At 73.5% G+C, this 321-nt stretch carries 1 pseudogene; it reads left to right on the forward strand.

From position 1 onward, the window contains the following. Positions 1–321: pseudogene (locus DSP71_RS22400) on the forward strand (MFS transporter); the annotation flags it as partial.

Raw genomic sequence — 321 nt, forward strand, 5'->3', positions numbered from 1 at the left:
CCGCGGACCGCTCGCACGCGGTCGAGCGAGTCACTCCCCTGGGGCTCGCTCCTGCTGCTGGCCGGCGGGGTCGCCGCCGTGGGCATCGCGAGCGTCGTCCCCAGCGGCCTCGGCACCGGGGTCGCCATCGCCGTCGGTGTCGTTCTCGGTGCCTGGTTCCTGCGCCACGAGCGTCGCGGTCGCACCGGCATCCTGCCGCGCGTCACCTTCGCGCACGGATCATCGCTCGGGTGGGTCTACGTCACGGTCGCCGTGCTGGCCTTCGCGATCGGCACCGAGGCATTCATCCCGCTGTTCGGGCAGGAGATCGGCGGGCTCGCC

The sequence above is a fragment of the Microbacterium sp. H6 genome (assembly GCF_003314775.1).
Taxonomy (GTDB): Bacteria; Actinomycetota; Actinomycetes; order Actinomycetales; family Microbacteriaceae; genus Microbacterium; species Microbacterium oxydans.